General features: G+C 50.1%; 20 protein-coding genes and 1 other RNA gene. 9 read left to right on the top strand and 12 right to left on the bottom strand.

The annotated features are described in order from the left end of the window. Nucleotides 1-6: 6 nt before the first annotated feature. From SJI19_RS09760 to SJI19_RS09740, 5 genes are all read left to right on the top strand, one after another. Nucleotides 7-3,165 (top strand): efflux RND transporter permease subunit, encoded by a 3,159-nt coding sequence (locus SJI19_RS09760; protein WP_323478068.1) that lies wholly within the window; start codon nt 7-9, stop codon nt 3,163-3,165. 157 nt (nt 3,166-3,322) lie between these two features. Next, nucleotides 3,323-3,571 carry a type B 50S ribosomal protein L31 gene (locus tag SJI19_RS09755; RefSeq protein ID WP_323478067.1) on the top strand — a complete coding sequence of 83 codons (249 nt, stop codon included), beginning with the start codon at nt 3,323-3,325 and terminating at the stop codon, nt 3,569-3,571. 24 nt (nt 3,572-3,595) lie between these two features. Continuing rightward, entirely contained in the window at nt 3,596-3,736 is a 141-nt protein-coding gene (gene ykgO / locus SJI19_RS09750; protein WP_323478066.1) for a type B 50S ribosomal protein L36, read from the top strand. Between the two features lie 639 nt (nt 3,737-4,375). Then, nucleotides 4,376-4,735, top strand: a complete 360-nt coding sequence (gene tomB, locus SJI19_RS09745) for an Hha toxicity modulator TomB (RefSeq protein ID WP_323478065.1) — start codon at nt 4,376-4,378, stop codon at nt 4,733-4,735. A gap of 45 nt (nt 4,736-4,780) precedes the next feature. Continuing rightward, nucleotides 4,781-4,984 (top strand): HHA domain-containing protein, encoded by a 204-nt coding sequence (locus SJI19_RS09740; RefSeq protein ID WP_323478064.1) that lies wholly within the window; start codon nt 4,781-4,783, stop codon nt 4,982-4,984. 569 nt (nt 4,985-5,553) lie between these two features. Here SJI19_RS09740 and ffs read toward each other — a convergent pair. Further along, nucleotides 5,554-5,650, bottom strand: an RNA gene (ffs, locus tag SJI19_RS09735) — signal recognition particle sRNA small type. Between the two features lie 199 nt (nt 5,651-5,849). Between ffs and SJI19_RS09730 the strand changes: the two genes are divergently transcribed. Continuing rightward, on the top strand, nt 5,850-6,167 hold the full coding sequence (locus SJI19_RS09730; protein ID WP_416347527.1) for an MGMT family protein: 318 nt from the start codon (nt 5,850-5,852) through the stop codon (nt 6,165-6,167). A 114-nt stretch (nt 6,168-6,281) separates the two neighbouring features. On the opposite strand, the gene SJI19_RS09725 is transcribed toward SJI19_RS09730, so the two are convergent. Continuing rightward, nucleotides 6,282-6,830: a YbaY family lipoprotein gene (locus tag SJI19_RS09725; protein ID WP_323478063.1), complete on the bottom strand. Its 549-nt coding sequence runs from the start codon at nt 6,828-6,830 to the stop codon at nt 6,282-6,284. Between the two features lie 244 nt (nt 6,831-7,074). Between SJI19_RS09725 and tesB the strand changes: the two genes are divergently transcribed. Next, the gene (gene tesB, locus SJI19_RS09720) at nt 7,075-7,944 is read left to right on the top strand and encodes an acyl-CoA thioesterase II (RefSeq protein ID WP_323478062.1); all 870 of its coding nucleotides are present in this window, start codon (nt 7,075-7,077) and stop codon (nt 7,942-7,944) included. Nucleotides 7,945-8,037: 93 nt separating this feature from the next. Here tesB and amtB read toward each other — a convergent pair whose 3' ends face one another. The 5 genes from amtB to SJI19_RS09695 form a co-directional block, all read right to left on the bottom strand. Further along, nucleotides 8,038-9,324, bottom strand: a complete 1,287-nt coding sequence (gene amtB / locus SJI19_RS09715; protein WP_323478061.1) for an ammonium transporter AmtB — start codon at nt 9,322-9,324, stop codon at nt 8,038-8,040. Between the two features lie 37 nt (nt 9,325-9,361). Beyond that, nucleotides 9,362-9,700, bottom strand: coding sequence for a P-II family nitrogen regulator (gene glnK / locus SJI19_RS09710; protein WP_323478060.1), 339 nt, complete (start codon nt 9,698-9,700; stop codon nt 9,362-9,364). A gap of 360 nt (nt 9,701-10,060) precedes the next feature. Then, nucleotides 10,061-11,848, bottom strand: coding sequence for a SmdB family multidrug efflux ABC transporter permease/ATP-binding protein (locus SJI19_RS09705; protein ID WP_323478059.1), 1,788 nt, complete (start codon nt 11,846-11,848; stop codon nt 10,061-10,063). Next, nucleotides 11,841-13,610: a SmdA family multidrug ABC transporter permease/ATP-binding protein gene (locus SJI19_RS09700; RefSeq protein ID WP_323478058.1), complete on the bottom strand. Its 1,770-nt coding sequence runs from the start codon at nt 13,608-13,610 to the stop codon at nt 11,841-11,843. The genes SJI19_RS09705 and SJI19_RS09700 overlap by 8 nt, the downstream gene beginning before the upstream one ends. A gap of 49 nt (nt 13,611-13,659) precedes the next feature. Further along, nucleotides 13,660-14,115, bottom strand: a complete 456-nt coding sequence (locus SJI19_RS09695; RefSeq protein ID WP_323478057.1) for an Lrp/AsnC family transcriptional regulator — start codon at nt 14,113-14,115, stop codon at nt 13,660-13,662. A gap of 115 nt (nt 14,116-14,230) precedes the next feature. On the opposite strand from SJI19_RS09695, the gene SJI19_RS09690 reads away from it, so the two are divergent. Both SJI19_RS09690 and queC read left to right on the top strand, forming a co-directional pair. After that, nucleotides 14,231-15,271 (top strand): PLP-dependent cysteine synthase family protein, encoded by a 1,041-nt coding sequence (locus tag SJI19_RS09690; protein WP_323478056.1) that lies wholly within the window; start codon nt 14,231-14,233, stop codon nt 15,269-15,271. A 182-nt stretch (nt 15,272-15,453) separates the two neighbouring features. After that, entirely contained in the window at nt 15,454-16,155 is a 702-nt protein-coding gene (queC, locus tag SJI19_RS09685) for a 7-cyano-7-deazaguanine synthase QueC (RefSeq protein ID WP_323478055.1), read from the top strand. A gap of 94 nt (nt 16,156-16,249) precedes the next feature. Here queC and SJI19_RS09680 read toward each other — a convergent pair whose 3' ends face one another. The 5 genes from SJI19_RS09680 to lon form a co-directional block, all read right to left on the bottom strand. Continuing rightward, entirely contained in the window at nt 16,250-16,558 is a 309-nt protein-coding gene (locus tag SJI19_RS09680; protein WP_323478054.1) for an Arc family DNA-binding protein, read from the bottom strand. 146 nt (nt 16,559-16,704) lie between these two features. Further along, nucleotides 16,705-17,511, bottom strand: a complete 807-nt coding sequence (locus tag SJI19_RS09675) for a ComEA family DNA-binding protein (protein ID WP_323478053.1) — start codon at nt 17,509-17,511, stop codon at nt 16,705-16,707. A gap of 165 nt (nt 17,512-17,676) precedes the next feature. Next, nucleotides 17,677-19,563 (bottom strand): peptidylprolyl isomerase, encoded by a 1,887-nt coding sequence (gene ppiD, locus SJI19_RS09670; protein WP_323478052.1) that lies wholly within the window; start codon nt 19,561-19,563, stop codon nt 17,677-17,679. 467 nt (nt 19,564-20,030) lie between these two features. Continuing rightward, entirely contained in the window at nt 20,031-20,303 is a 273-nt protein-coding gene (gene hupB / locus SJI19_RS09665; RefSeq protein WP_323478051.1) for a nucleoid-associated protein HU-beta, read from the bottom strand. A 212-nt stretch (nt 20,304-20,515) separates the two neighbouring features. Continuing rightward, nucleotides 20,516-22,876: an endopeptidase La gene (gene lon, locus SJI19_RS09660; protein WP_323478050.1), complete on the bottom strand. Its 2,361-nt coding sequence runs from the start codon at nt 22,874-22,876 to the stop codon at nt 20,516-20,518. Nucleotides 22,877-22,976 lie beyond the last annotated feature (100 nt).

Genomic DNA, 22,976 nt, shown 5'->3' with positions numbered 1-22,976 from the left:
AACGATATGGCCAAGTTTTTTATCGATCGCCCCATTTTCGCATGGGTGATTGCCATCATTATTATGCTCGCCGGTTTGCTGTCAATTCTGAAGCTGCCTATCGAGCAGTATCCGGCTATCGCACCGCCGACGATTCGAATCACCGCGAGTTATCCCGGTGCCGACGCATCAACTCTGCAAGACAGTGTGACGCAGATAGTCGAACAAAACATGAACGGTATCGACCACCTGCTTTATATGTCTTCGAGCAGCGACTCATCGGGTACCGCGACCATCACTCTGACGTTTGATTCCGGCACCGATGCAGACATTGCCCAGGTACAGGTACAAAACAAACTGCAGTTAGCCATGCCATTATTGCCGCAAGCCGTGCAAAATCAAGGGGTGCAGGTACAGAAATCCAGTTCCAGCTTCCTGATGGTCGCCGGGTTTATCAGCGATGATAAAAACATGACCCAGCAAGATATCGCCGACTATGTCGCGTCCAAAGTTAAGGATCCGGTCAGCCGCAGCGAAGGTGTCGGCGAAGTTCAGCTGTTTGGTTCCCAATACGCCATGCGGATATGGATGGATCCTTATAAGCTCAATAAATTCCAGCTTACGCCGGTGGATGTTATCAATGCATTGACAGTGCAAAATAACCAGGTTGCCGCCGGTCAGCTAGGGGGTTCCCCAGCTGTTAAGGGGCAACAGTTAAATGCGTCGATCATTGTGCAAAGTCGATTATCAAACGCGGCTGAATTCGGCAATATCCTGCTTAAAGTCAATACCGATGGTTCCCAGGTGCGCCTAAAGGACGTGGCCAGGGTTGAACTTGCCGGCGAAAGTTATGACACCATCGCCCGTTTTAACGGTCAGCCTGCTGCTGGTTTAGGGATCAAACTGGCTACCGGTGCTAATGCCCTTGACACCGCAACGGCGGTGAAATCGGATTTAGCCCGTTTGCAGAAAAATTTCCCTGCCGGATTAAAGGTGGTTTACCCCTACGATACCACGCCGTTTGTTAAAATTTCCATTCAGGAAGTCGTGAAGACCCTCTCCGAGGCAATCATTCTGGTATTCCTGATCATGTACCTGTTTTTGCAGAACTTCCGCGCCACGCTTATCCCAACCATTGCGGTGCCGGTGGTGTTGCTGGGTACCTTTGCCATCCTGAACATGTTTGGTTTTACCATCAATACCCTGACGTTGTTCGCGATGGTGCTCGCCATCGGTTTATTGGTGGATGACGCCATTGTGGTGGTGGAAAACGTCGAGCGGGTTATGGCCGAGGAAGGACTGAGTCCTAAGGAGGCCACACGCAAATCGATGGGGCAAATCCAAGGGGCGCTGGTGGGTATTGCGCTGGTGCTCTCGGCGGTATTTGTACCCATGGCGTTTTTCGGCGGTTCTACCGGGGCCATCTATCGCCAGTTCTCGATAACCATCGTCTCAGCGATGGTGCTCTCGGTGCTAGTCGCGATGATTTTGACGCCGGCACTGTGTGCCACCATGCTTAAACCCGTTAAAAAGGGCCAGCATGGTACCACTAAAGGTTTCTTTGGCTGGTTCAATAAAAAGTTTGATCAAAGCACCAATCATTATACCAACAGTATTGGCCATATCCTGAACAGTACTGGACGGTACCTGATTATCTATCTGTTGGTGGTGGTAGGCATGGCGCTGATGTTTGTTCGTTTGCCCACCTCCTTTTTGCCCGCAGAGGATCAGGGCGTGTTCCTGAATATGGTGCAATTACCGGCCGGGGCCACACAGGAACGGACGCAAAAAATCTTGGACCAGGTGAGTGACTACTATCTGAAAAACGAAAAAGACAACGTTAATTCGGTGTTTACCGTCAACGGCTTTGGCTTTTCCGGACGCGGGCAGAACGTCGGGCTAGGGTTTGTCAGTCTAAAAAACTGGGATGAACGTAGCGGAACCGAAAACAAGGTCCCGGCAATCATCAGCCGAGCAAACCGGGCTTTCTCCAAGATAAAAGATGGTATCGCCATGGCGTTTAACCTGCCGGCTATCGTCGAGCTAGGCAACGCCACCGGGTTCGACTTTGAACTGATTGATGAAGATAACCTGGGACATGAAAAGCTCACTGAAGCGCGTAATCAATTATTTGGCATGGTTGCGCAACATCCCGATATGCTCGTAGGCGTACGGCCAAATGGCTTGGAAGATACACCTCAGTTTAAGCTCACGGTTGATCATGAAAAAGCCGAAGCCTTAGGTGTTTCGCTAAGTGATATAAACACGACTCTCGGTGCAGCACTGGGGGGAGATTATGTCAACGACTTTACCGACCGCGGACGCACCAAAAAAGTCTATGTGCAGGGAGATGCCCAATTCCGCATGCTACCACAGGATATTCTCAACTGGTATGTACGGGGAACCAATGGGCAGATGGTGCCATTATCCGCCATCGCGACCGGACATTGGCAATACGGCTCACCACGTCTGGAACGCTATAACGGCTTGCCTTCCATGGAAATCCAAGGGGAAGCAGCACCGGGTAAAAGTACCGGTGAAGCGATGGATTTGATGCAACAACTGGTCGCCAAACTGCCTGCCGGCATCGGTTATGATTGGACCGGGATGTCGTACCAGGAACGGTTGTCTGGCAACCAGGCACCTGCGTTGTATGCCATTTCACTGATCGTGGTGTTCCTGTGTCTGTCAGCGTTGTACGAAAGCTGGTCAATACCGTTCGCGGTTATGCTGGTAGTGCCATTGGGCGTGGTTGGTGCACTATTGGCCGCGACCTTACGTGGAATGAACAACGATGTGTACTTCCAGGTAGGGCTGTTGACTACTATTGGGTTGTCGGCCAAAAACGCCATCCTGATCGTTGAATTCGCTAAGGATTTGATGGACAAGGAAGGCAAGGGCTTGGTGGAAGCGACCCTAGAAGCGGTTCGCATGCGCTTACGTCCAATTTTGATGACATCCTTGGCATTTATCCTTGGGGTACTGCCGCTGGCCATCAGTACCGGCGCAGGTTCGGGTTCGCAAAACGCCGTAGGTACCGGGGTGGTCGGCGGTATGGTTACCGCTACCCTGCTGGCCATATTCTTTGTTCCGGTGTTCTTTGTGGTGGTACGCCGCCGCTTTAGCAACAAGACCGAGGAACAGTTAGAACATCAACATCCAGTAGATAACACGCCTCATCAGTAGCAGCGTAAAGTAGTGAGTTAAAAAGAGGCCGCATAAGCGGCCTCTTTTTTTTTTGTCGGTGGTCTACCCCCACCAGACGTCAAGCTGCAGGTAACTTGACGAAACGATAATATTATGCATAATAAGTTATGATATAACATTACATATAGGGTATAAAATGAAACCAAGCATCCATCCTGACTATCGCACTGTGGTGTTTCATGACACTAGCGCCGATGCGTATTTCAAGGTCGGTTCAACTATCCAAACCGACCGCACGATTGAGCTCGATGGCGTAACCTTGCCCTACATCACGCTGGAAGTCTCGTCAGAGTCCCATCCCTACTATACCGGCAAGCAGCGAATCATCGATAAAGAGGGCAGCACTGCGCGCTTTAATCAACGGTTTGGCCGTTTCTTTCGCTAAAGCACCACCAGAGGTATTTTTGTCATGAAAGTGTTGAGTTCGTTACGCGCGGCCAAGTTACGCCATCCGGATTGCAAAATCGTGCGCCGCCGCGGCCGTGTTTATGTCATCTGCAAATCAAATCCGCGTTTTAAAGCGGTTCAAGGTGGGAAAAAACGTAAATAACCCCCCGCCTAACCCATGATGTGAACACGCACCGCCCGGCTAATGACAGGCAACCGCGCTATCCCAGGGGCCTCTACCAAAAGAGGCCCCTGATTTATGTGCGAGATTGTATGTTCAAATCAGCATTAGCGACAACCGCTTACAAATCAGCGACAGCATTATGGCTTTGTCAAACAATCAATGTTTGCCGCCACCCTCAGCAAAGGATTATACTAGTGTGGTTAGACACAATGGATTGTGATGATTTGTTAATAATGAAAGATGTGTAATTTCACCAGAAATGGTACGAATAAATATAAAATTGCATATAAAGCATAAGCGAACTTTTTTGCCAGGCACTACAGCTACACGAAGGTGAACGAACGGCCCCACGCCTAATGCTTATAATAAATTATTGACAAAATAGCCATTTGCTAACAACCGCATCCATTAAGCTCGTTTTCGACTCATGCTCGTGCCATTGATGCTAATGGCAGCGCTATAGAATAGCACTACAAGTTAATGTAAGCTGATAGTGTCAGACTGATTAAAATAATCTATCTTTAAATTGAGCGGGGAAGCTAAGGCATAGTGATTCCCGGCCAAGCCCCGATTTGATTTATAGATGATATCGATTTGTTTAGTGTTAGGAGGGCTGATATGGACGAGTATTCACCCAAACGGCATGATATTGCACAGCTGAAATACCTTTGTGCTAATCTTTACGACGATGGTATCGTCAGCCTGGGCGAGAGTTATCATGGATGGGTTAACGATCCAGCGTCTGTGCTCAATCTACAGATGAATGAATTAATTGACCATATTGCATCCTTTGTGGTCCTTTTTAAGCTGAAACATCATAATGAGAATGACCTTACCGACCACATAGAAACGTTTTTAGACAATACCTTTACCCTATTTAGCGGTTACAGTTTCAATGATCTGGATGTCCAGAGATGGCGTAAGAGCCGTTCTCGTTTATTCGGAACATTCTCAGAGACTGAGGTTTGTATTTCCTGAAATAGTGAATGTATATTCATACACGACATAACAACAAAGGTTACCATGAACAAAATTGATTATTTAATGCGGTTACGTAAATGCAGGACACTCGAGACATTGGAACGGGTGATCGAGAAAAACAAATACGAACTGTCAGATGATGAACTTGAAATATTCAACTCTGCCGCCGACCATAGACTAGCAGAACTCACTATGGATAAGCTCTACGACAAAATTCCCGTTTCGGTTTGGAAGTATGTTCGTTAAACCGCAGTGACTCGATACTTAGCATTAACATTAATAAATGTATGTATTCATATAAAAATTTTAAACACCCGCACCTTTAGGATAACCGTGTTTGGTTGCCTCGTTTTTTTGCCTACTTGGCGTTAACCATCGACTCCGTAGGTCGGTGAACAATGTCAGCAAAAACCTTCAGCATTGAGCACGAAAAATAGGCCGTAGGATTAATCCCGGATGATTGGCGCTATGTCAGTGATTAATTTCATTTAGTGAGTTCCCGCAAAAATCATTCAGCCGCTGAGACAACTTGGAAATATTTCAGTTCGGTGTTTTCATCCGCACAATTTGCACAATAGGGGATAGTACTGCATGAATTTATCAAGCACCTTCCATTATTTGATTTGAGTGTTCACGCGGTGTTTGAACGACGGTGATCAGTTTATGGCTATTAACCATAATTTAACATTAATACAGTGAATGATTGCCAGCATTCAATCAGCTTAACGTTGCTAAAATTCGATCAATATGGCTAAAAAACGTGCGTCGTTATGGGTTAAAAGACATCCGAGGGACATGACTTAAATGGGTGGAGGCCCTGCCAGCAACATCCCGGCACACACATCACCTGCTACGGCTGCTTCCTTCCGGACCTGACCGAGTTCACAAGTTAGTATTGCGGGAGCACCGACAGGGCCTCCATTGACGGCCCGTTTTTCACGAGCGCGGGGCATTATCAATGATGGCAAGATCAAATGCAAGCCGATACGCTTCAAGCGCTGTTTTCTTGGACAATCCGCTTAGGACGGCGCGGCGAAAGACTTTTTTTGCTTTCTGCCTCTCATGCGCTATGCCATTATAAAACTGTTATTTACTCTAGCCGGCTTATCTTGTGATTACCGAACCCATAGACAGCTTTCGCCAACGCGTATTCCACATTATTGATGCCATCCCTTATGGCAAGCTGACCACTTACGGCGAGGTCGCGCGCCTGGCCGGTTCGCCCCGCGCCGCCAGGCAGGTGGGGGGGATCCTAAGCCGACTCCCCTGCGGTAGCCGATTACCCTGGCATCGGGTTGTTAACCGTCATGGTGCAATTTCCCTTGCGGGAGACGGTTTTATTCGCCAAAAAGCTGCGCTTGAAGCGGAAGGCGTAAAAGTGGATAACGATGGCCGGATTGCGTTGGCCGACTACCGTTGGTTACGTTAGGCCAGCACGGTTTGATACACTAGCCTGGTACATAAAAAACGCTCCGCGAGGAGCGCTTAGGCTTATTAAACAGCTGAGTATTGACATGCTGACAAGGGTTATAGCGGGTTAGGCTCAGTAGGCACTGCCTGATGATGTCACCGGTGTAGGAGACGTCATGGGTGCCGTTGTTGACGTAGCCACAGTTCGGGTGGGCATCGCTACGGCCGGAACCGGTACTAAGATCAAATCCTGCGTGGTATTGCCATTAGTGACCACCATTTTAACCTGTTCCGTAATAAACATTAACCGCCCATCGATAGTGATAGCAGCGCTGAGCAGGATTCGTGCGTTGGGTTGAATCTGCGCTGGGTTGAACGGTAAAACGAAACTAAAGGGTGCCTGTTTGCCTTCCGTACGCATGACTTTTTGAGAAATCACGGTGGACGGAGTATCGCTAATAGAGGCATCTGACAGCGTGACTGTCAGCACGGAATTCGGCGGCAGCGCAACTGATTGTCGGATACTAACAATACCTGTCACTGCCGGTTGGCGAATTGCAGCCGCTTGCTCGACGGTAGCGGGAGTGTTGGCGGTAGGTGTGGGGACAGTTTTTCCTTGATCCGCACATCCGGCCAGGGTAACCGATAACGCGGCGCCACCTAGTATTTGCCAAAGTTTCATGATTTACCTCTCCGTCTTATTATTAGCTCATCAGTTCACCACTATTTGATGATGAACGCGTAGTGGTCAAGACCACTTTATAGAATAAGCATGGCACAGGATCCCGATATTTTCCTGCCGGTTATGGCCGTACTTGTCAGGTTTCAGACGCGGTTGAACTAAAACGCAATACAATAACGCCTTAACGACATCCCCTACCCCGCGCTATCATCCTTAAAGGCTAAGTCTACAACGGAGCATTTTTATGAGTCAGCAACTCGACCACCTGTTAACACTCATACAACTGGAAAAAATTGAACAGTGCCTCTTTCGTGGTCAAAGCGAGGATATAGGGCGCCCGCAGGTATTTGGCGGCCAGGTTGTGGCGCAGGCGTTGTTTGCCGCCAGACAAACCGTGCCAGCCGATCGTCATGTTCACTCATTCCACAGTTACTTCTTACGCCCGGGTGACGTTACCCAACCTATTATCTATCAATCCGTCAACCTAAGAGACGGTAAAAGTTTCAGTGCCCGCGAGGTTAACGCCAGCCAGAATGGCGAAACCCTCTTCTCTCTCACCGCCTCTTTTCAAACCGGTGAGCAAGGATTTGAACATCAGAATTCGATGCCTGACGTCCCGCCGCCGGAAGCGTTACGCTCGGAGCAGAATATTGCGCGCCAGCTATCTGCCAGCCTGCCGGCAGGAATACGGGAAAAGATAACTCGAGATCGGCCCATTGAGATGCGCCCTGTGACATTTCACAATCCGTTCCAGGGTATACAAGAAAAACCGCAGCGTTATATTTGGCTACGTGCCCGAGGTCATTTGCCCGATGACCGCGACTGCCATGAATATCTCTTAGGCTACGCCTCGGATTTTAATTTCCTGCCCACGGCGCTTCAACCTCATGGCCGTGGTTTTATGGAGCCGGGAATACAAATAGCCACTATCGACCACTCCATGTGGTTTCATCGACCGTTCCGCATCGACGATTGGTTATTATATGCTGTCGACAGCCCATCCGCTTGTGGCGCACGAGGGTTTGTTCGGGGTCAGATTTTTAGCCGCGATGGCATTCTGGTGGCGTCTACCGCGCAGGAAGGTGTCATCCGGCAGGTGGCCTTGGACAATTAACCAAAAAAAACAGGGACGAGTAGCTCGCCCCTGTTGATCATTACGTCTGGTTTGCCCACTGCCGGTCACCCAGCGACGGGCCGCAAACAATAATTATTCGTTGTAAGCATTTTCGCCATGGCTGTTGACGTCCAGACCTTCGCGTTCCTGTTCTTCGGATACACGCAGTCCAACCACCATATCGGCAATTTTGAAACCGATAAAAGCCACCACGCCGGACCACACCAGACAGACGATGACGCTAAACAACTGAATCCATACCTGATGACCCATGGTGACGCCCGCAGCGTAACCTACACCGCCCAAAGAGGCGGAAGTGAATACGCCAGTCAGTAGGCAACCTACGATACCGCATACGCCATGCACACCAAACACGTCGCAAACGTCATCGACACGCAGCCATTTCTTCAGGGCAACCACACCCCACAGACCGGCAACACCGCCCACCAGGCCGATGACCAGCGCGCCACCAACACCGACAGTACCCGCAGCCGGGGTAATGGCAACCAGACCGGCGATACAACCGGAACACGCCCCCAACAGTGATGGCTTGCCACGCAGCATCCACTCAACGAAGACCCATGATAAAATGGCACCGGCGGTGGCCATTACGGTATTAACAAACGCCAGAGCGGCGATTTCATTCGCAGCACCCGCTGAACCGGCATTAAAACCGAACCAGCCTACATACAGAATGGCAGTACCGGTGAAGACCATCGGCAAGTTATGCGGTTTAAACGCTTCCTTACCAAAACCGGAACGTTTACCTAACATGTAAGCGCCAACCAAACCTGCACTGGCAGCATTGATATGCACCACGGTACCACCGGCAAAGTCCAATGCGCCTTGGGCAGCCAGATAACCACCGGCCCAAACCATATGCGCCATAGGCAGATAAGAGAATGTTAGCCACACCACCACAAAAATCAGTACGGCCGAGAATCGAGCACGCTCAGCTATCGCGCCGACGATCAAACCGACGGTGATACACGCAAATGAAGCTTGGTATGACACGTGAATCAATTGATAGAACGTGCCGCTGAGCGAGGTAAGTTCGATATTTTTCAACATCGCCCAGCCAAAACCGCCAAAGAAAGGATTACCTTCGCTGAAGGCCACTGAATAGCCATAGATCAGCCACAACACACACACCAGGGCAAACGTCACAGAGACCTGCGTGAGCATCGACAACACATTTTTGGCGCGCAACAGGCCACCGTAAAACAAAGCGATCCCGGGTAACGTCATAAACAGCACTAATGCGGTACAGATCATCATAAACGCATTGTCGGCCTTATCAGCAACCGGTGCTGCGGCCATGGCCCATGTTGGTAATAACGCTAGCGCGCCCAGGCCAGTTAATGAAACAAGTTTCTTCATTTTTATTCATCCCTATCCACGAATTTCGCGCGTGTCGTTAAAGTGCTGCTTCGTCAGACTCACCGGTACGAATCCGGATGACCCGTTGTAACTCCGCAACAAAAATCTTGCCGTCGCCGATTTTGCCGGTGTAAGCCGCTTTACTTATAACATCGATAACTTCATCGAGCTGATCATCGGCAATAGCGATATCAATTTTTACCTTTGGCAGAAAGTTCACGCTGTATTCGGCACCACGATAAAGCTCGGCGTGGCCTTTTTGCCTTCCAAACCCTTTCACCTCGGTGACCGTTAGCCCTTGTATTCCAACAGCAGAGAGTGCTTCACGCACATCTTCCAATTTAAATGGTTTTATCACCACGGTTACCAGCTTCATATATTCCCCCTAAAGAATTTGGATCCGAACTCGTGACTACTACGCCTGATTAAAGCAAAGCATGTGCCATAAATGTTTTGTAATCAAAATTTACCCTTGGTCGCCTGACAATGGAGCACAAACCGGCCCTGGCCGATATTTAGCGGTTGGTATTCATCATAACTTACCCAGAACATGCACCAAAAAAGAGCGATAGTCCCATAATAGTGCAGACAGGTGACATTTTTAGCAGCTACTGCGCAATACCGGTGCGTCTTATTCATAAGAGGATTTCCACGAATAACCGCATAAGACAGACAGATAGTGGGGAGGGAGGTAAGGAGGCAGCGCCGTTAAAGGGCCGGCGCTGCACCATCAGGTTCATATGGCGGGGGTACTGACCACATTTGTTTCGTCATTGGTATCGAGCGCCATGCCGGCTTGTTGTAGTTGGTACATTTGAAAATAGCGGCCCCGGCGTTGCAGCAATGCCTCATGGGATCCTTGCTCAACCGCTTCTCCACGATGCAAAACCACAATATTATCCGCATCGACAATGGTAGATAACCGATGGGCAATCACCACCATTGTTGTTTGGTGGCGAATCGCCGCAAGCGCCCGCGCAATGGCCTGTTCGGTACCGGAATCGATATTGGCTGTGGCTTCATCAAGGATCAAAATCTCCGGTGTGAGAACCAATACCCTAGCCAAGGCCAGCAATTGTTTTTGTCCCACTGACAGAGTATTGCCCTGCTCGCCGAGCATAGTGTGGATGCCCGCAGACATCCCTCGCACCAGTTCCGCCAGTTGAACCTGTTCTAGAACGTGCCAAGCTTGGGATTCACTGATATCGCGGCCAAGAGTGATATTAGTCAATACCGTTTCCGCCATAACGTTCGGATCCTGCTGAACCATGGCCACGCCTTGACGCAATACCCGGTGTGACAAATTGGCAATCGGCCGCCCGTCCAGCAACAGCTCACCTTGTTGTAATGGATAATACCCCATGAGTAAATTGGCCAGTGTGCTTTTGCCGCTACCAGTATGTCCCACCAAAGCAACAAAACTGCGGGAAGGCACTGTTACGCAAACCGAGCGCAGCACCGGCGTGCCCGGGCGGTAGGCAAACGATAATTGACGGATATCGATGCGCCCACGGGTCAATGATTGGTCGTCATGGCCATATTCCTGCGCGTCGCCATCTATCAGTTCGAAAATACGCTCCCCCGCTACCAGCGCTTGTTGCAAAATCGATTGCTGTGTAGTGAGTTCAATCAGCGGTTCGTTTAATCGGCCCAAGTAGTTGATAAAAGCATAGAGTACGCCTACGCCAACCGTACCCTCCGGGCTGAAACCAAACAAGATCAGCAGACCGCACAATACCAGTGCCGAAAGAAGGCTGAGCAAAGGACGCAGTAGGTAACCCTCGAGCCGCAATGTCTGCATCCGGGCCACATAATGCGCATGGCTAGCATCAGCCAAACGCTGGCCAAAACGCGCCTGCTGGCGAAATTGCTGAATAACAATCATACCGCTAATAGCTTCGTTAAAACCATCATTTATATCAGCAAGATAGGCTCGAAGACGCCTAACTATCGGCGTGCTATAACGCTGATACAGTGCCATGACTAACGCCACAACCGGGAAAATAATCAGCGCAATAATCGCCATGCGCCAATCAAGCATAAACATGGCGATCAACATGGTAACTACCAGGGCAATACAGCGCAGCACTGTCGCCATTACCGTAACGTAGAGATCTTTGATCACCTCGGTATCGTTGGTGACGCGAGAAATCAGTTGTCCCACTGGTTGCGTATCGAAGGTACTGAGTGGCTGGCGCAGCGAGGCGTCCATGACTTCGGTGCGCAATTGCTGTACCACATCCAGCGCCGCGCGGTTAAAGAGCAATGCCTGAAAATAGCGTAATGCGGCTGCGGCGAGTTGCAACGCGATATAACCCAGCGCCAGGCTGCTCACCAGCAGCGGTGGGAGCGAGTTCAACGGCAGGATACTATCGATAAAATAGCTAATGACCACTGGGCCGGAAACCTCGGCCCCAGCCGCCAGCCATAGCAGTACTACCGCCAACGTCAGCGGCCGGCGATAGGGTAAACCGTAGGACAACAGTCGCTTGAGCGTCGGCCAGAGCGTTTGCCAGTTACGCATCGACATCCTCCGGCCGATCGGGATCGGCACTCAACGCCGCCTCAAGCTGTTGGTAACGATACATGTCCCGATACCACCCGTTCTGCTGCAATAGCGTCTGATGAAACCCACGCTGGATAATGGTACCACGCCGCAGCACGACTATCTCATCGGCTGAGGTGAGAGCAGATAATCGATGTGCGGTGATTATCAGCGTACGCCCTGCGCCCCACTGGCGCAGATTTCGTAGAATAGTATGTTCGGTACGGCCATCCACCGCGGACAAGGCATCATCCAGGATCAGGATTTCTGCCTCAAGCAACAACGCGCGAGCGATAGAGAGACGCTGTTTCTGCCCGCCGGAAAGCATTACCCCACGTTCACCCACCTCAGTTTCATATCCCTGAGGAAGACGCAGAATATCTTCATGCACACAAGCCAGGTTGGCCGCGTGTTCGATTTGCTCGCGAGTGGCATCAGGACGCCCCAGTGCGATGTTGTTCGCCACAGTGTCGGAAAACAAGAATGGCGATTGACTGACCACCGCCAAACGGCGGTGCCAACATTCAAGAGTGGCCGACGTTAACGGCAACCCATGGAAACGTATCTCGCCCTCGGTCACGTCAAAATTGCGTTGAATCAGGGCTAACAGGGTACTTTTCCCTGCTCCGGTGGGGCCACAAATGCCAAGCACCCGGCCCGGTGGCAGCGTCAGTTGGATATCGTGTAACGTAGGTAACGGTGTTTGTGGATAACAAAAGCGAGTGATCTCGACCTCAAGGCTACTGCGCCCCGCCGGCAGCTCAAGCGTGCCGTCCTTGATCTCCGGCGCCTCGTCAAGCGTTTGACGGATACGGCTGTAGGCGGCGCTGCCCCGTTCAACAATATTGAACATCCATGCCAGAGCCAGCATCGGCCAGATCATCAAACCTAGGTACATAATAAAACTGGTTAACTGCCCCAAGGTCAATGAATGGTTCATGACCATCCAACTGCCGCCGCCAATAGCCAGCAGATTGGATAACCCCACAGTCAGGTAAATTGTCGGATCGAAACGCGCATCAATACGCGCCACCTGCATATTTTTTGCTCCGGCGTCGGCGGCAACCTGCACAAAACGATCGGACTGGTAATTTTCTAGGCCAAAGGCCTTGATCATCCTGATGCCAGTGAGACTTTCCTGCGTTTGGTTATTGAGTGAAGAAAAAGCCGCTTGGGCAGTTTTGAAACGCCGGTGTAATTGGTCACCATTGTATTTTACCACCAGCGCCATTATCGGCATGGGTAACAGGGATAGCAGGGTCAATTGCCAACTGATCTGCGTGCTCATGACCACCAATACCGATAGCCCCATCACCAAAGAATCCACCAGGGTAAGAACCCCTTCTCCGGCGGCAAACACCACCCGGTCTACATCATTGGTGGCACGCGCCATCAAGTCCCCGGTACGGTGACGTAGGTAAAAACCAGGAAGCTGGTGGCTCAATAAGTGATAAAACCGGGCACGCAGCTCCACGGCCAGTTTATAAGATGCACCAAACAACAGTATGCGCCAAACAATGCGCAGCAAATACGCAAACAGCGCGGTCACGGCCATAACCGCCAACCACCGCCAGAGGGTTGACGGCTTGATGCTATGGGTTGTGACACCGTCCACGATAACACCTACCAATTTTGGTGGTATCAATTGCAGTAGGGCAATGATGATCAATAAACAGACCGAACCCAGATAGCGCCGCCATTCGCGGCGAAAATACCAGCCTAGTTGTGCAAATAGTCTCACGCAGTGTTGTTCCAGACGTAGGCAAAATCCCAACGGTGGGAAAAGTCCATTATAACGGTAATACCGTCGTATTCTTAATTTTCTCCATGGCAAAACTGGAGGTCACATCAATCAAACCCGGGACGCCATTCACCAGGCGTTTATAAAAACCATCATAGCTTTTCATGTCAGCCACCACCACCTGCATCAGGTAATCATATTCTCCGGCCATGCGATAAAACGCCAGCACTTCCGGCATGCTTTTCACCTGGGCAACAAACGCATGGTACCAGTCGCTGTTATGCTGTTGTGTTTTGATCAAAACAAAAGCGGTTAACCCCAACCCCAATTTTTCGTTGTCCAGCAGCGCGACCTTGGCGCGTACGACGCCCTCTTCCTCCAGTCGTTTTAGCCGTTTCCAGCACGGCGTAGAGGTAAGATTAACCGCCTCCGACAGCGTTTGCAGCGATAAAGTGCAATCATGTTGCAACATTGACAGCAATATTCGGTCAGTTTTATCTAGCATAATGGGCTTATGGAGAAAATATTTCTCTTATTTCACGTTATTTGGCGAAAAAAGGCAACTTTTTTTTCCACCATCCTCGCTATGCTACCCCTACTGATCATCTGAGGTAAATATCATGACTGTGGCGTGGGTAAAACAGGCAATTAGCGAAATACAAGCGGATTTTCAACGCTCCGCAGATACACATCTTATTCGGTTTCAGTTGCCGGCATTTCCGGGAATATCTTTCTATATAAAGGATGAGAGTACCCATCCTTCGGGCAGTCTTAAACACCGACTGGCCCGATCGCTATTTTTATACGGGTTATGCAACGGCTGGATCAAACAAGACACCCCGATCATCGAAGCATCCTCCGGCAGTACGGCCGTATCGGAGGCTTATTTTGCCCGCTTGCTGGGGCTACCCTTTATCGCAGTAATGCCAGAATGCACCGCTAAACGCAAAATCGAACAGATCACGTTTTATGGTGGCCGCTGCCATTTTGTTCCCCACAGCGGTTTGATTTATGACGAGGCTAAAATGCTGGCCAGAGAATCTGGCGGCCACTATATGGATCAATTTACCTATGCCGAACGTACGACTGATTGGCGCGGTAATAACAACATCGCCGAGAGCATTTTCCGTCAGATGGCCAACGAACCGGTTAGCGAGCCCGACTACATTGTTATGAGCGCGGGTACCGGCGGCACATCGGCCACATTAGGGCGATATATCCATTATAAAGGTCATAATACCAAGTTGGTGGTCGTCGATCCGGAGTTTTCTGTTTTTCATGACTTTTATTTACAACGCGACCGCAGTATCACCAGCCAACATTATAGCCGTATCGAAGGGATTGGCCGGCCGCGGGTCGAGCCCTCTTTTATGGCCGACGTTATTGATGAAATGATTCAGGTTCCCGACGCTGCCAGTATTGCGACACTCTCCTGGCTGGAACCGATCCTTGGGCGTAGGGTTGGCGCGTCCACCGGCACCAATATGTGGGGTGTTCTGCAACTCGCGTTAAGGATGCGCGCCGAAGGACGTCGGGGGGCGATTGTTACGTTATTATGCGATGGCGGCGAGCGTTACCAGGACACCTATTACCGGCCGGAGTGGGTCGCTGAGAATATCGGCGATTTGACGCCTTGGTTGCAACAGTTGGATACGTTTTAAGTTACAACTATGGGCTATAACTATGGCCTAGAGCTACGCCCGCAACTACGTCCGTAACTACACCCGCAACTACAGCCCGCAACTACGCCGCAGCCTAGCGGCACAAAATGCATTCTCGGCTAGGCGCGGTTGCGAGAAGACAGTACCATAGTTTTTTAGATCCAGACCTAACGAGTGATGATATGAATCGAGCAGTAGTGGTTTTTAGCGGCGGGCAGGATTCTACCACCTGCCTGATCCAGGCCTTGACGCAGTACGATGAAGTGCATTGTGTCACTTTTGATTACGGCCAGCGGCACCGCGCTGAAATCGATATTGCCCGCAAACTGGCGCACAAACTCGGCGCTCGGGCCCATAAAGTCATTGATGCTGGTTTGTTAAACGATCTCGCAGTCAGTAGTCTAACCCGCGAAAACATACCCGTGCCTCACTTCGATGCGGATCAAGGCACCAATGTATTACCCAGTACCTTCGTGCCGGGGCGTAATATTCTTTTTTTGACCCTGGCCGCCATCTATGCCTATCAGGTCGGTGCCACAACAGTGATAACCGGGGTGTGCGAAACTGATTTCTCCGGTTACCCGGATTGCCGCGATGAGTTTATCCGAGCATTACATCATGCTCTAAACCTTGGCATGGCATGCGATATCGACATTGCTACGCCTCTGATGTGGCTCAATAAAGCTGAAACCTGGGCATTAGCCGATTATTATCAGCAGTTGGATCTGGTGCGCCAAGAAACGCTGACCTGTTACAATGGCATCAAAGGCGACGGCTGTGGCCAATGCGCAGCATGCCATTTACGCGCTAAAGGCCTGGCGGCTTATCAACTACAGAAACAAAGTGTAATGGCGTCGATGAAAAACAAAACCGCTTTGCCGTAGGGAGCCCTATTCCGATCAGAGGGTCTGAAATCGTCCCTCTGACCTTAAACGCTTGCAAGCAAAAAATCGTTAATAGGACTAAAAGCGGATAGGATTATTTTTTCTTAATCTTTTTCTTGCTTGAGGCGTTAAGCAAGGCCCGCAGTTTTTTTACTTCACTGCTGGTAAATGGCGCTTCAGTGATTTCTTGAGTATGCTGATTATCCACACTGGCAGCAACGTGCTCCTTGTTCTGCTGGGCCTTAGTGCTTTCTTCAGAATGATCAAACCCGCCATCAAGACTTTGTGCCAGTCTTGTGCTTATTTCTGCGCTCATGGAAATGCTATTATTCGCGGCTATCGTTCTTAATCTTTCTTTTAGCTCAAGAGGGAGTTTAATTGTTAAGTTAGCAGTTTCACTCATAGTACTTTCCTGATGTTATGCAATCCACTAACTTAGGAAAGAAAGCCTTAGATGTCCACACTGTCATAAAAATTTAATATTCTGTGGCGGATGCCAGCGGTAGGGCCAATGCTACCCATTTATACCCGCTGACAACCGGCCTCGGGTTAAAGCTCCAGTCTGTCCTTATTGCGGGCCAGCGTTGCGGGCCCAATGCCCTTAACCTCTTTCAATTGATCAATGTTAGTAAAGGGGCCATTTTTATCGCGATACGCGATAATCGCCTGCGCTTTTTTCGGTCCAATGCCTTTTAATCCATCCACCAACTCATCCGCCGTTGCGCTATTGACGTTGACTTTATCTTTGTCAAAATCGTCGGTTTGGGTATTTTGATCCTTCTTATCTGCCGCGCGCTCCTTAGCCTGCGTACCATTAATGGTCAGCGCGACCTCGTCCTCACCCACATTCGCTAACGCGCTATCGCTGGAGTGGCCGTCACTGCCCACGCTATCGATATCAGTTTGGCTACCGCTACCATTGCTATCACCCGCGTCACTAACACTTTCAGTGCCGTTACCTGTGTCACCGATACTGCCTGTTTCACTGGAGCCGCCATTATCAGCGTCACTACCGTTTTTCCCAAGGCTGTCGGGATTGCTCACACCGTCGGCAGGGGCGGATCCCCCGATCCCATCGCGCAGACCACTATCCACAGGGATATTGCCAAAATTCAGCGTAGTGGCGGAATCGTCGGTCAGGTACTCAGCCCCCTTATCTCCGGTTTCGGTCCCGGAAGGTTTGTTGGTATTATCCTGTTCCAGAGCCTGTGCGCCGATAGCCAGGGATGAGTCTCCTGGCACCGTTTCCCCTTCACTATGCCCTTCACTATGCCCTGCACTATACGCGCCTCCGGATAGCAGAATTAATCCGGTGAGCAGGGCCAGCCTGACTGATAGCATTCCTTTACGTTTCATCGTTTTTCCTCCTGATGGGTTGACACTGCATGTATGCATTCACGTTCTGCATGGCAGGCAGAATGTCTCAAGGGGAAAAAACGAGCAATAGCAGATAAATGAAAATGCAAAAGGCCGCACAGGCGACCTTTTGATATTACATCAAGCGGTATTTTTTTTAGAGCGTCATTGCATTTGTGCGCCCGTACCCATCTTGATTTTTGCCTCGGCGCGCAAATTATTAAGCAACGCGTCGAAGGTGACTCCAGTCATGCCTTGGGTAAGCTGGTCTACCACATGGGCGCGCTGCTGATCGCTGAGTTTGCGAGGTGCAACCGAATCCATTGCCACCAGTACGATGTTGCCTTTGCTGTCCTCGGAGGTGCCATAGGACGACGCGTTAGGCTGTGGATGAGGCAACGTAAAGATCATTTGGGTTAACGGATCATTTTGGCGAGTAGAATCAAAGGTCTGTACCGCACCAAACGTCAGCCCGGCAGCTTTCATGGCTTCATCGCCTTTGTCCTGTCCCTCTTTGAGCGCCACCAAAATTTTCTCTGCATCCATACGGGCCTGCTGAATGGCTTTTTGGCGTTTCACCTGCTGTTCTACCTCTGGACGCACCGCATCAAGCGGCTTGATACTTTCCGGCTTATGCCCTGCCAAGCGTAGGATAAAGGCCCGATCGCCGTCGACGGTGATCACATCAGAGTTATTGCCCGGTGCACCATTGGCACCCAGTAGTGAACCACCGAACAGCACCTGTTTGACCGGATCAAAATTCAGGGCATCAGGCACGTTATCCCGGGTAAACCAACCGGACTGTACCGCCTTGGTACCGGCTGCAGTCTCAGCAGCGTCCAGTGATTCATTATCGTTGCTCGCGGCATCGCTCACTTTTTGCTGCAAAGCGTAATAAGCATCAACGGCTTTTTCCTGCTTCAGTTTGGCGGCAACGGCAACATGCACATCGGTCAACGGTTTAACTACATCTGGCTGAATATCGGTTAAACGGGCAATGATGAAACCGACGGAAGACGTGATAACGCCAGATAACTGACCTTTATTATTCAGGTTAGCCTGCTTGAGCTCATCTACCGTGGCGTCGGCTGTCATCCAGCCAATATCGCCGCCATTTTTCCCTGAAATAACATCAGTCGAACGCTGTTTAGCCAAAGTCGCAAAGTCAGCCCCTGCCTGCAATTCCGCTAGAATAGCCTTGGCATCAGCTTCAGTCTTGGTTTGGATAATACTGTAGCGTTTGCGCCCCGGTACGGTGAACTGATCTTTATGCTGATCGTAATACGCCTGGATTTCAGGTTCGTCCACCTTGATTTTATCCTCCATCGAGGCCGCATCCATGGCGATATAGGACACCTTGAATGACTCGGGTAAAACGTAACTGTTTTTGTTTTGGTTGTAGCTATTTTGGATTTCTGCGTCCGACGCGGTTTGTTTGGCCAACAACGCGTTGACATCTATCGTGGCCAAGCGGGCTTGACGCTCCTGGATCGCCAACGACAACAAACGCTCTGTCTCATTGGGCAACAGGAACCCTGTACCGCCGACCCCTTGGATTAACTGTTGAGTAAGCAGTTGCTTACGCATCAATTGTGCATATTGATCCGTGGTCAACCCCATGCTATTGACGATTGACCGGTATTTTTCATTATCAAAACGATTATCGGTACGAAACGACGGAATAGCGAAAATAGCCTCTTTTATTTGCGCATCGCTTACGGCCAGTCCCAGGGTTTGCGCATATTGATCCAGCAACGTTTCATCAATCAACTGGGATAATACCTGGCGTCGCATTTGCTGCATGAAACCTTCATTAGCAGCCAGGGCAGAGAAACTGTCCCCCATCGATTCCTGCTGACGATTGCGCTCATTTTGTACTGCCTGTTCAAACTGGGCACGGCTGATAACCTGTCCGTTGATCTTGGCAGCATAATCCCCGCCGCCACCTATCAGATAGTTGCCAACGCCGGTCAGCACGAATGAAATGGCGACAATCGCTAGAATAATTTTGAGCGCGATATGATTGGCAGCCGCGCGTAAATTGTCCATCATAGTGTGACAACACTCCGCTGTAATATGAATGAAACCCCTTGCGCCGGCAGAAAAATCCCGCCTTCATGCCGTAGCTTTTAAAGCTGCCGCGCGCCAAAGATCTTTCCCCAACGCCCCAAAAGGCTATTTTGCCAGGGAAAAAATAACAACAAAAAAAAGGCACATCAAAAGATGCGCCTTGTATTCTACCCTACCTGTCTTCCTGCGTCAGGTAATATACCCGTCATCTTTCACGTTGCCAGTACGTTGGCGGCGCTCGTTCACCCGCATCACTTACTGGTGTAAGCTCAGCGGGATTCTCTCTCTTGCCACCTGCTCGCAACACGAAATCTATTGGGTATACCCGTCATCTTTCACGTTGCCAGTACGTTGGCGGCGCTCGTTCACCCGCATCACTTACTGGTGTAAGCTCTGCGGATTCATTCTCTTGCCACCTGCTCGCAACGCGAAAAACAGCGACATAACAATCAGTTGACAGCGTCCTTCAACCCTTTGCCAGCGCGGAAACCAGGAACTTTTGCGGCTGGGATACTGATTTCCTTGCCAGTTTGCGGATTTCTACCGGTACGGGCGGAACGCTCGCGCACCGTAAAAGTGCCAAAACCTACCAGTGCAACATCGTCTCCTTGTTGCAGTGTTTCGGTTACGGAACCAATTATTGCATCTAGTACACGTCCAGCCGCTGCTTTGGAAATATCAGCACCTGCAGCAATTTTGTCGATCAGTTGTGACTTATTCACTCTTTCATCCCCTCTAGAATTCTTTCATCGCGGTGGAATTTTCCTTAAACGCGACAGCGCAGCTGTTTTAACAAGCCTATTATATCCTGACAAGCCCGAACCAAACGGCGACCAAGCATGACAACTACCTAACTTAACGGTACAAAAAAAGACTGGCAAGTGTGATTTCGCCTACCAGCCAGTTTTTTAACAATAACGGCTACTTTACACCACTATTTGGCGGCCGCAGTGGCAATTTCAATACCAAAAGGCGAGTTCTGCAACGCCAGTGTCAGCACTTCATCAATGCGCTGGACCGGATGGATATCCATATCGTTGATCACATTCGCCGGCATGTCTTCCAAATCGCGTTTATTTTCGAAAGGGATTAATACCGTTTTGATACCACCACGGTGTGCAGCCAGTAGTTTTTCCTTCAGACCACCGATGGGCAACACCTGCCCACGCAGGGTAATTTCACCGGTCATCGCCACATTGGCTTTAACCGGATTCCCCGTTAGACATGAAACCAGCGCAGTGCACATGGCAATACCGGCGCTCGGCCCATCTTTTGGCGTTGCACCTTCCGGTACGTGGACATGGATATCCCTTTTCTCGTAAAAATCGGGATTAATACCCAGCTTGTCCGCGCGCGCACGCACTACGGTCAGCGCTGCCTGGATAGATTCCTGCATGACTTCACCCAGAGAACCCGTATAGGTCAATTTACCTTTACCTGGCACGCAGGCGGTTTCAATAGTTAATAATTCACCGCCCACCTCAGTCCAGGCCAGGCCAGTAACCTGCCCCACCCTATTCTCGCCTTCAGCCCGACCGTAGTCGAAACGCTGGACACCCAAATAGTCCTTGAGGTTGTCGCCGTTGACCAGGATATGCTTAACCGTCTTATCCATCAGCAGCGTTTTAACCGCCTTGCGGCAGATCTTGGAGATTTCGCGCTCCAGATTACGCACCCCAGCCTCACGGGTATAATAACGAATGATACCAACCAAAGCGCTATCTTCAATGGTTATTTCACCGCTTTTCAATGCATTACGATCAATTTGTTTTTGCAACAAATGTTCGCGGGCGATATTGAGCTTTTCGTCTTCGGTATAACCTGACAAACGGATGACTTCCATACGATCCAGCAGTGGTGCCGGAATATTCATCGAGTTGGATGTCGCCACAAACATCACATCGGAAAGATCGTAATCCACCTCAAGATAGTGATCGTTAAAGGCTACATTTTGCTCAGGATCCAGCACTTCCAACAATGCCGATGCGGGATCGCCACGCATATCCGAAGACATTTTGTCGATTTCATCGAGCAAAAACAGTGGGTTTTTAACCCCTATCTTGGACATTTTCTGAATGAGCTTACCCGGCATGGAACCGATATAGGTACGGCGGTGACCGCGAATTTCCGCCTCATCACGCACCCCACCCAGCGCCATGCGCACGTATTCACGCCCAGTGGCCTTGGCAATTGACTGGCCAAGCGAGGTTTTACCTACCCCCGGCGGCCCTACCAGGCACAGAATCGGTCCCTTTATTTTACTGACTCGGCTTTGCACCGCCAGATATTCAAGAATACGATCCTTAACCCGTTCCAGACCATAATGATCTTTATCCAGCACTTCCTGCGCCTTGACCAGATCTTTCTTTACCTTGGTACGGGAATGCCATGGCACCGCCAGCATCCAATCAATATACCCGCGCACCACGGTGGCCTCGGCGGACATCGGCGACATCATTTTCAGCTTTTGCAATTCGGCTTCGGTTTTTTCCCGCGCCTCTTTAGGCATTTTCGCTGCTTCAATTTTGCGTTTTAGTGCCTCATTTTCATCAGGGGCGTCATCCATTTCACCCAGTTCTTTCTGAATCGCCTTCATTTGCTCATTCAGATAGTACTCGCGCTGACTTTTTTCCATCTGTTTCTTGACGCGATTACGGATACGTTTCTCGACCTGTAGCAAATCGATTTCCGATTCCATCATCGCCATCAAATATTCTAGCCGCTCCGTCACGTCAGCCATTTCCAATACTGTCTGCTTGTCGCTGAGTTTCAACGGCATATGGGCGGCAATGGTATCGGCCAATCGCGCGGCGTCATCAATACTGTTTAATGACGTAAGGACTTCCGGCGGAATTTTTTTATTGAGTTTTATGTACCCTTCAAATTGATTAATCGCAGTGCGCACCAGAACTTCCTGTTCGCGCTCATCGATTTCGGGCGTTGCAAAATATTCAGCCTGGGCGGCAAAATGTTCGCCGCTATCCGACAAAGTGGTAATGCGGGCACGCTGCAAACCCTCAACCAGTACTTTAACCGTACCGTCGGGCAGCTTAAGCATCTGAAGAATCGATGAAACGGTCCCAACTGAAAATAGATCGTTTACGCCCGGCTCATCCGTCGAAGCTTCTTTCTGCGCCACCAGCATGATTTTTTTGTCGCTATCCATGGCTGCTTCAAGGCACCGAATCGACTTCTCCCGTCCGACAAACAGCGGGATGACCATGTGCGGATAGACCACCACATCACGCAAAGGTAATACGGGGATTTCTATGCGTTCGGAACGCTCAGCATTCATAGAGCTCTCTCTTAGTTTTGACCCGTCATCTTTTATGTTACAGGGGTAATGGCTACGCTCATTCCCCCAGATTACTTACCTGAGCAAGCCTCGAATTCTT

The sequence above is a fragment of the Acerihabitans sp. TG2 genome (assembly GCF_035013185.1).
GTDB lineage: Bacteria > Pseudomonadota > Gammaproteobacteria > Enterobacterales > Enterobacteriaceae > Acerihabitans.
Note: the sequence above shows the minus strand (reverse complement) of the source record. Positions and strands in the feature narration are given on the sequence as shown.